This window comes from Sphaerisporangium sp. NPDC004334 (assembly GCF_053602655.1).
Genome location: NZ_JBSGDZ010000055.1, coordinates 21,182 through 30,333 on the forward strand (window position 1 = coordinate 21,182; position 9,152 = coordinate 30,333).

Annotated in this window: 8 protein-coding genes; all 8 read left to right on the forward strand. The window is 72.1% G+C overall.

The genetic code is table 11. The annotated features are described in order from the left end of the window. The first annotated feature begins 24 nt into the window (after nucleotides 1–24). Nucleotides 25–1,176, forward strand: a complete 1,152-nt coding sequence (gene argJ, locus ACWEN6_RS39595; protein WP_354847950.1) for a bifunctional glutamate N-acetyltransferase/amino-acid acetyltransferase ArgJ — start codon at nucleotides 25–27, stop codon at nucleotides 1,174–1,176. Further along, nucleotides 1,173–2,141, forward strand: coding sequence for an acetylglutamate kinase (argB, locus tag ACWEN6_RS39600; protein ID WP_452577228.1), 969 nt, complete (start codon nucleotides 1,173–1,175; stop codon nucleotides 2,139–2,141). Before argJ ends, argB begins: the two co-directional genes overlap by 4 nt. A 20-nt stretch (nucleotides 2,142–2,161) precedes the next feature. Continuing rightward, complete coding sequence (locus tag ACWEN6_RS39605; RefSeq protein WP_452577235.1) at nucleotides 2,162–3,382, forward strand: acetylornithine transaminase; 1,221 nt, start codon at nucleotides 2,162–2,164, stop codon at nucleotides 3,380–3,382. After that, entirely contained in the window at nucleotides 3,379–4,317 is a 939-nt protein-coding gene (gene argF, locus ACWEN6_RS39610) for an ornithine carbamoyltransferase (RefSeq protein ID WP_452577230.1), read from the forward strand. The genes ACWEN6_RS39605 and argF overlap by 4 nt, the downstream gene beginning before the upstream one ends. Further along, on the forward strand, nucleotides 4,314–4,832 hold the full coding sequence (locus ACWEN6_RS39615) for an arginine repressor (RefSeq protein WP_354847961.1): 519 nt from the start codon (nucleotides 4,314–4,316) through the stop codon (nucleotides 4,830–4,832). The genes argF and ACWEN6_RS39615 overlap by 4 nt, the downstream gene beginning before the upstream one ends. A 181-nt stretch (nucleotides 4,833–5,013) precedes the next feature. Beyond that, a complete protein-coding gene (gene argH / locus ACWEN6_RS39620; RefSeq protein ID WP_452577236.1) occupies nucleotides 5,014–6,438 on the forward strand; it encodes an argininosuccinate lyase in 1,425 nt (474 codons plus the stop codon). A gap of 29 nt (nucleotides 6,439–6,467) precedes the next feature. Further along, the gene (locus tag ACWEN6_RS39625) at nucleotides 6,468–7,148 is read left to right on the forward strand and encodes a DNA-3-methyladenine glycosylase (protein ID WP_452577231.1); all 681 of its coding nucleotides are present in this window, start codon (nucleotides 6,468–6,470) and stop codon (nucleotides 7,146–7,148) included. Nucleotides 7,149–7,274: 126 nt separating this feature from the next. Further along, the gene (tyrS, locus tag ACWEN6_RS39630; RefSeq protein ID WP_452577238.1) at nucleotides 7,275–8,543 is read left to right on the forward strand and encodes a tyrosine--tRNA ligase; all 1,269 of its coding nucleotides are present in this window, start codon (nucleotides 7,275–7,277) and stop codon (nucleotides 8,541–8,543) included. Nucleotides 8,544–9,152: the final 609 nt, after the last annotated feature.

Here is a 9,152-nt window from a genome sequence, read left to right on the forward strand (position 1 = left end):
GGTCAAGGCGGGGGAGGGCCGGTCATGAGCGTCACCGCGCCCCTCGGCTTCCGCGCCGCCGGCGTCGCCGCGGGCCTGAAGGCCAAGGGCGCCCGCGACCTGGCCCTGGTCGTCAACGACGGCCCCTCCCGTGCCGCCGCCGGCGTCTTCACCCGCAACCGCGTCAAGGCCGCCCCCGTGCTGTGGACCCAGCAGGTCCTCACCGGCGGCCGGGTCCGGGCGGTCGTCCTGAACTCCGGCGGCGCCAACGCCTGCACCGGCCCGGGCGGCTTCCAGGACACCCACGCCACAGCCGAGAAGGTCGCCGGCGTCATCGGCGACTCGGCCGGCGAGGTCGCCGTCTGCTCCACCGGCCTGATCGGCGAGCGCCTGCCCATGGACCCGCTGCTGGCCGGGGTCGAGGCGGTGGCGGCCCAGCTGTCCCGCGACGGGGGCCTGGCCGCCGCCGACGCCATCCGCACCACCGACACCGTCACCAAGATCGCCTTCCGCAGGGGCGAGGGCTACATGGTGGGCGGCATGGCCAAGGGAGCCGGCATGCTGGCCCCCGCCATGGCCACGATGCTCAGCGTCATCACCACCGACGCCGACGTGCCGGCCGCCGAGCTCGACCGGGTGCTGCGCAAGGCCGTCGGCGTCACCTTCGACCGGCTCGACACCGACGGCTGCATGTCCACCAACGACACCGTGCTGCTGCTCGCCAGCGGGGCATCAGGCGTCACCCCCGACCCCGCCGAGTTCGAGAAGAAGATCACTGAGGTGTGCGCCGACCTGGCCAGGCAGCTCCTCGTCGACGCCGAGGGCGCTACCAAGGCCATCGCGATCGAGGTCGTCGGCGCCGCCCACGAGGACGACGCGGTCACCGTCGGCAGGGCGGTGGCAAGGTCCAACCTGCTCAAGTGCGCCATCCACGGCGAGGACCCCAACTGGGGCCGCGTCGTGTCCGCCGTCGGCACCACCGACGCCGTGTTCGAGCCCGACCGGCTCAACGTCGCCATCAACGGCATCTGGATCTGCCGGGGCGGCGCCGCGGGCGACGACCGCGCCAAGGTCGACCTGCGCGCGAGGGACGTGACCATCACCATCGACCTGTCGGCGGGGCCGCACTCGGCCACCGTCCACACCACCGACCTCACCGCCGAGTACGTCCACGAGAACTCGGCGTACTCCACATGAGCGGCGACACGCCGGCCGCCGGGCGGAACGGAACCGCCCCGCCCGCCGCGGCCCCGTCCACGGCGGGGGACGCGCTCGGCCCGCACGCCAAGGCCGCCGTCCTCATCGAGGCCCTGCCCTGGCTGGAGCGCTTCCGCGGCCAGACCGTCGTGGTGAAGTACGGTGGCAACGCCATGACCGACGAGACGCTGCGCCGCGGATTCGCCGACGACATGGTGTTCCTGCTCCACGCGGGCCTGCGGCCGGTCGTCGTGCACGGCGGCGGCCCGCAGATCAACGCCCACCTCGACCGCCTCGGCATCGAGACCGGCTTCACCGCCGGGCTGCGGGTCACCACGCCCGAGGCCATGCAGGTCGTGCGCATGGTGCTGGTCGGCCAGGTCAACCGCGACGTCGTGGGCCTGATCAACCGGCACGGGCCCTTCGCCATCGGCATGTCCGGCGAGGACGCCCACCTGTTCACCGCCGAACGCAAGCACGCCGAGGTCAACGGCGAGAAGGTCGACATCGGCCAGGTCGGCGAGATCGTCAAGGTGGAGCCCGGGGCCGTCCAGGCCCTGCTCGACGACGGGCGCATCCCCGTCGTCTCCTCCATCGCCCGCGGCGAGGACGGCGAGATCTACAACGTCAACGCCGACACCGCCGCCGCGGCGCTCGCCGTCGCGCTGGACGCGGGCAAGTTCGTCGTCCTCACCGACGTCGAGGGCCTGTACGCCGACTGGCCGCCCTCGGGCGACGGCGCCGGGGCCAAGGTGATCAGCCGGTTGACGGCCGGCGAGCTGGCCGGGCTGCTGCCGGGCCTGTCCAGCGGCATGGTGCCGAAGATGGAAGCCTGCCTGACCGCCGTCAGCGCGGGCGTGCCCCAGGCCCACGTCCTGGACGGGCGGGTGCCCCACTCGGTGCTGCTGGAGATCTTCACGGACGAGGGGATAGGGACCATGGTGGTGCCGGAGGAGGAGTCATGAGCCAGGTCAGCCCATCCGCGATGCCCGGCCACGCCGGAGGCGACCTGCTGGACGCCGGCGCCGCCTCGCTCACCGAGCGCTTCGAGGCCGCGTTCATGCCCAACTACGGGGTGCCCCCGGCCGTGCTGGTGCGCGGCGAGGGGTGCCACGTCTGGGACGCCGACGGCAGGCGCTACCTCGACCTGATCGCCGGCATCGCCGTCAGCTCCCTCGGCCACGGCCACCCCGCCCTGGTGCGCGCCGTCTCCGAGCAGGCCGCCGCGCTCGCCCACAGCTCCAACCTGTTCATCAACGAGCCCGAGGTGCTGCTCGCCGAACGGCTGCTCGGCCTGCTGAAGGTCCCCGGCCGCGTGTTCCTGGCCAACTCCGGCACCGAGGCCAACGAGGCCGCGCTCAAGCTGGCCGTCAAGCACGCCAGGGCCACGGGCAGGAAGTACTACGTCGCCGCCGAGAACGGCTTCCACGGCCGCACGCTCGGCGCGCTGTCGCTGACCGGCAAGGCCGCCATCCGCGACCAGTTCGGGCCCTTCCCGCTGGACGTCCGCTTCGTGCCCTACGGTGACGCCGACGCCCTCAAGCAGGCCGTCACCGGCGACTGCGCCGCGGTCTTCCTGGAGCCCACGCAGGGCGAGGCCGGGGTCGTGCCGCCGCCCGGCGGCTACTTCACCGCCGCCCGGCAGATCTGCGACGCCACCGGCGCCCTGCTGGTGCTGGACGAGATCCAGTCGGCGATCGGCCGCACCGGCCACTGGTTCGCCCATCAGCACGACGGCATCGTCCCCGACGTGCTCACCCTGGCCAAGGGGCTCGGCGGCGGCATGCCGATCGGCGCGTGCGTCGGCTTCGGCCAGGCCGGCACGCTGTTCGCCAAGGGCGACCACGGCTCCACCTTCGGCGGCAACCCGGTGTCGGCCGCCGCCGCCCTCGCCGTGCTCGGCACCATCGAGCGCGACGGGCTGCTCGCCCACGTCCGCGAGCTCGGCGACCGGCTCGCCGACGGCATCGCGTCCTTGGACCACCCGCTGCTGTCCGGCGTGCGCGGGCGTGGCCTGTGGCGGGCCATCGTGCTCACCGGCGACCACGCCGCGCAGGTCCAGGCCGTGGCCCAGCGGGCCGGGTTCCTGGTCAACGCCGTGCAACCCGACGCGATCCGGCTCGCGCCACCCCTGGTCATCACCGAGGAGCAGGTCGACTCGTTCCTCGACGCCCTGCCCGCGATCCTTTCGGAGGTGGCCGGATGAGCGGGCCGATCTCGGGAACCGTCCGGCACTTCCTGCGCGACGACGACCTCGGCCCGGCCGAGCAGGCCGAGGTCCTCGACCTGGCCGAGGCGATGAAGAAGGACCGCTACGGGTACCGCCCGTTCGAGGGCCCGAAGACGGTCGCGGTGCTGTTCGACAAGCACTCCACCCGCACCCGCGTCTCCTTCGCGGTCGGCATCGCCGAGATGGGCGGCAACCCGCTGATCATCGATGCCGCGGGGTCCCAGATGGGCCGCGGCGAGCCGATCGGGGACACCGCCCGCGTCCTTTCACGCCTGGTCGCCGCGATCGTCTGGCGCACCTTCGGGCAGGAGCGCGTCGAGGAGATGGCCGCCGCGTCCCCGGTCCCCGTCGTCAACGCGCTGACCGACGAGTTCCACCCCTGCCAGGTGCTCGCCGACCTGCTCACCGTGCGCGAGCGCCTGGGCGCCCTCGCCGGGCGCACGCTCGCCTACTTCGGCGACGGCGCCAACAACATGGCCCACTCCTACCTGCTCGGCGGCGCCACCGCCGGCATGCACGTCCGCATCGCCGCCCCGGCCGCCTACCAGCCGCACGCCGCCGTCCTGGCCCGCGCCGCCGAGATCGCCGCCACCACGGGCGGCTCGGTCACCGTGCTGCCGGACGCCGGCGCGGCAGCCGCCGGCGCCCACGTCCTGACCACTGACACCTGGGTGTCGATGGGTCAGGACGGAAAGGACGAACGGGTCGCCGCGCTCACGCCCTACCAGATCAACTCCGCGCTGCTGGACCTGGCCGCCCCCGACGCCGTCGTGCTCCACTGCCTGCCCGCCTACCGCGGCTTGGAGATCACCGCCGAGGTTCTGGACGGCCCGCACAGCGCCGTGTGGGACGAGGCCGAGAACCGCCTGCACGCCCAGAAGGCCCTGCTCCAGTGGCTGGTGACGCGATGACCATCCCCCTGACCAAGGCGGGGAGGCTCGCCAAGATCGCCGACCTGGTGAACCGCAACCAGGTCCGCTCCCAGCCCGAGCTGGCCCGGCTGCTGGCCGAGAGCGGCGTCGAGGTCACCCAGGCCACCCTGTCGCGTGACCTGGACGAGCTCGGCGCGCTCAAGCTGCGGGCCGACGACGGCTCGCTCGTGTACGCGCTGCCGGGCGAGGGCGGGGCGCGCATCCCGCTGACCCGCACGGGCTCCGGCACCGAGACCCCGGCGGCCCGCCTGCGACGAGTGGCCGAAGAACTGCTGGTCTCGGCCGAGGCCTCGGCCAACCTGGTGATCGTGCGAACCCCGCCCGGCGCCGCGCAGTTCCTCGCCTCGGCACTGGACCACGCCGACTGGGAGTCGATCCTCGGCACCGTCGCCGGCGACGACACCATCCTGGTGATCAGCCGCGACCCGACGGGCGGCACCCTGCTCGCGGACTCCCTGCTCAAGCTGACCGAGCGACGTAGTCAGCCCGCGTGAGGCGGGCTGACCGGCACAGGCCCGGCCCATGCCGGGCCTCGCGGGCGACATGGACGCCCGAAACAAGATCGCGCCGCGCGGGACGGCCGTCTCGGCTGATGAGCGTCGTTTTGGGCTAGGGTCGCGGATTGAGCATTTCGATCTCGGGAAGAGGAGAACGGTGGCTGAGGGTGGCAAGCCCATGCGGCTATGGGGTGGCAGGTTCGAAGGCGGTCCTGCGGACGCGCTGACACGGCTCTCCGTGAGCGTGCAGTTCGACTGGCGGCTCGCGCCGTACGACCTGATGGCGTCGCGGGCGCACGCCCGGGTGCTGCACCGCGCGGGGCTGCTGAGCGAGAACGAGCTCGAGCGCATGATCGCGGCGCTGGACGACCTCGAGCGGGCCTGCAAGTCGGGCGAGTTCCGGCCCACCGTGGCCGACGAGGACGTCCACACCGCCCTCGAACGCGGGCTTCTGGAGCACCTGGGGTCGCTCGGCGGCAAGCTGCGCGCCGGCCGCAGCCGCAACGACCAGATCGCCACCGACCTGCGCCTGTACCTGCGCGACAACGTCCGCTACATCGTCTCGCGGCTGGTCGAGCTGGAGACCGCGCTGATCAGCCAGGCCGAGGAGCACGCGGCCACCGCCGCGCCCGGCATGACCCACATGCAGCACGCCCAGCCGGTCTCCTTCGGTCACCAGCTCCTGGCCCACGTCCACGCCATCGCGCGTGACGTCGACCGGCTGCGCGACTGGGACCGGCGCGCCGCCGTCTCCCCGCTCGGCGCCGGCGCGCTCGCCGGGTCCTCCCTCCCGCTGGACCCGCAGAGGGTGGCCCAGGAGCTCGGCTTCGACTCGGCCGCGCCCAACTCCATGGACGCCGTCGCCGACCGCGACTTCGCCGCGGAGTTCCTGTTCTGCGCGGCGCTGATCGGCGTCCACCTGTCCCGCCTGGGCGAAGAGATCGTCCTTTGGGCCTCCCAGGAGTTCCACTGGATCGAGATGGACGACGCCTACTCCACCGGCTCGTCGATCATGCCGCAGAAGAAGAACCCGGACGTCGCCGAGCTGGCCCGCGGCAAGTCCGGCCGGCTCATCGGCAACCTGATGTCCCTGCTCACCACGCTCAAGGGCCTGCCGCTCACCTACAACCGCGACCTGCAGGAGGACAAGGAGCCGGTCTTCGACGCCGTCGACACCCTGCTGCTCGTGCTGCCCGCGGTCTCCGGCCTGGTCTCCACCATGCGCGTCAACACCGCCCGGCTGGAATCCTCCGCGCCCGACGGCTTCGCCCTTGCCACCGACCTCGCCGAGCTGCTGGTGCGCAAGGGCGTGGCCTTCCGCGACGCCCACGAGGCCGTCGGCCACCTGGTGGTCTGGTGCCAGGTCAACGACACCACCTTCGAGCGGCTCACCGAGGAGGACCTCGCCAAGATCTCCCCGCACTTCACCGCGTCCGCGGCCGACGGCGCGGACGTGCCGGGCCCGCTGGAGGTGCTGAACGTGCAGGGCGCGCTCGCCTCGCGCAAGGCCCACGGCGGCACCGCGCCCGACCGGGTGCGCGACCAGATCGTCGCGCTCCGCGAGATCGTGGACGGCCAGGCCGCGTGGGCGACCGGATCTTAGGCCGGGAACCGGCCGGCGTGGACGGGCGGATGCCCGGCGCTCGGACATCCGAGGTCGCCGGGCGTGTCCTGGACCGCTCGTTCTTCGACCGGCCCGCAGCGGAGGTGGCCCCCGACCTGCTCGGGCGCGTCCTGGTGCACGGGCCGGTGGCCGTCCGCCTCACCGAGGTGGAGGCCTACGGGCCACCCGGGACCGACCCCGCCTCCCACACCTACCGGGGACGCACGCCGCGCAACGCCGTCATGTTCGGCCCGCCCGGCCACCTGTACGTGTACTTCACCTACGGCATGCACTACTGCGCCAACTTCGTCTGCCTGCCCGAGGGAATGGGCTCGGGGGTGCTGCTGCGCGCGGGCGAGGTGGTGCGAGGGGTGGAGGAGGCCCGCGCCCGCCGCCACCGGCCCGGCACCTCCGCGCCGCTCACCAGCCCCGGCCGCCCCGTCCCCGCACGCGACCTGGCCCGCGGCCCCGCCCGCCTGGCCGTCGCGCTCGGCATCGGACGCGAGCTCAACGGCGCCGACTGCTGCTCCGGCTCCCGCCCGGACGGCCTACGGGTACTGGAGGGCGACCCCGCCGGCCCGGCGTCGGTCCGTTCCGGCCCGCGCACCGGCGTGTCGTCCGGTGCGGACACGCCGTGGCGCTTCTGGATCGACGGCGACCTGACCGTCTCGCCGTACCGCAAGCATGTGCCGAAGACCCGGCCGAGCTGACGGCCCGGGCCGTCCCGCATCCTGGTCTTCCGAGTGGCGGAGTGGTGCGGTGATCGGGCAGGCTGTACGCAGGGCGAGAGCCCGGCATTCATCCCATTCAGTGAACGACTCATGAAGGCCAGGATCGTGACCGACATCCTCGATGACCTTGCGTGGCGCGGCCTGATCGCGCAGTCCACCGACATCGACGCCCTGCGGGGCGCGATGAGCGAAGGTCCGATCACGGTCTATTGCGGCTTCGACCCCACCGCCCCTTCCCTGCACGTCGGCAACCTCGTCCCGCTGCTCACGCTGACGCGCATCCAGCGGGCCGGCCACCACGCCATCGGGCTGGTCGGCGGCGCCACCGGCCTCATCGGCGACCCCAGTGGCAAGAGCGAGGAGCGTTCGCTCAACTCCACCGACGTGGTCGCCGAGTGGGTGCGGCGCATCCGCGTCCAGGTGGAGAAGTTCCTCGACTTCTCCGACCCCTCCGCCGCGATCCTGGTCAGCAACCTCGACTGGACGGCGGGCCTGTCGGCGATCGACTTCCTGCGTGACGTGGGCAAGCACTTCCCGGTGAACCGCATGCTCGCCCGCGAGTCGGTCTCGGCCAGACTCGCGGGGGAGGGGCTGAGCTACACCGAGTTCAGCTACCAGATCCTCCAGGCCAACGACTACCTGGAGCTGCACCGCCGCCACGGCTGCACTCTGCAGATCGGCGGCAGCGACCAGTGGGGCAACATCACCGCCGGCTGCGACCTCATCCGCCGGGTCGAGGGCGCTCACGTGCACGCGCTGACCGTGCCGCTCATCACCAAGGCCGACGGCACCAAGTTCGGCAAGACGGCCGGCGGAGCGGTCTGGCTCGACCCCGAGCTGACCTCGCCTTACGCCTTCTACCAGTTCTGGCTCAACTCCGACGACCGCGACGTGGTGAAGTTCCTGAAGATCTTCAGCTTCCGGTCCAGGGACGAGATCGAGGCGCTGGAGAAGAGCGCCTCGGAGCGTCCCGCGGCGCGCGAGGCGCAGCGGGCGCTGGCGGAGGAGTTCACCACCCTGCTGCACGGCGCCGACGAGTGCCGCGCGGTCATCGCCGCGTCGGGCGCGCTGTTCGGCCAGGGGTCCCTGGAGGAGCTGCCGGAACGGACGCTCGCCTCCGCGCTCGCCGAGGTGCCACGGGTCACCGTCCCCGCGCTCGGGGCCGCCTACGTCGACCTGCTGGCCGACAGCGGGCTGGTCGAGAGCAAGTCGGCCGCGCGGCGCTCGGTCAAGGAAGGCGGGGCCTACCTCAACAACGTGCGGGTCACCGACGAGGCGTACGTGCCCACCGCCGATGACCTGCTGCACGGGCGCTTCCTGGTGCTCCGCCGTGGCAAGCGTTCTGTGGGCGGCGTCGAGGTCGCGGCCGGCTGACCCCGCCCGTCCGCTTCGGCCCGTGGGTCCGTGACCTGCGGCTTTCCGTGGTTTCCCCTCCCAGGCTCCCCGGCCCCCGGTACGCGCGCCGCGCGTACCGGGGGCCGCTGTCGTAGGTAACAGTCTTGTAGCGGATGCGTGAGAGTTTCCCGGATCACGGGATGAGCTGGGCGATCGGCCCCGTAATCGATTTGACGGACCCTCCAGAGCCGCTTAATGTTCTGTTCCACCCCAGGGAAACGGCGGGCCGCCGCAGAGGCGCCTGACTCCCGGGGCATCCCGAACGACACGATCTCGGAAACTCCGTCCTCGACGGAGGGTCCGGTTCTGGCGTGTCGCCCGCACGAGATCGACTCGAGCCGCTATTTGACTCGATTGGACTTGGCGTGGGTGATGACGTAAGTTAGACGGGTTGCCCTGGCGACGGGGTGACCAAGATTTTAGCAGTTCCGAACGGTTGCGGCAGATCGGTTGATTTGACGGAGATCGTCGGAAACTGGTAAAGTTTAAGAACACGAGATGAACGCCCCAGTCGGGGGTCGGGTCCTTGGTGGGTCTGGTTTCCGGTGGTGTACGCGTCCGTTTCTTGAGAACTCAACAGTGTGTTAA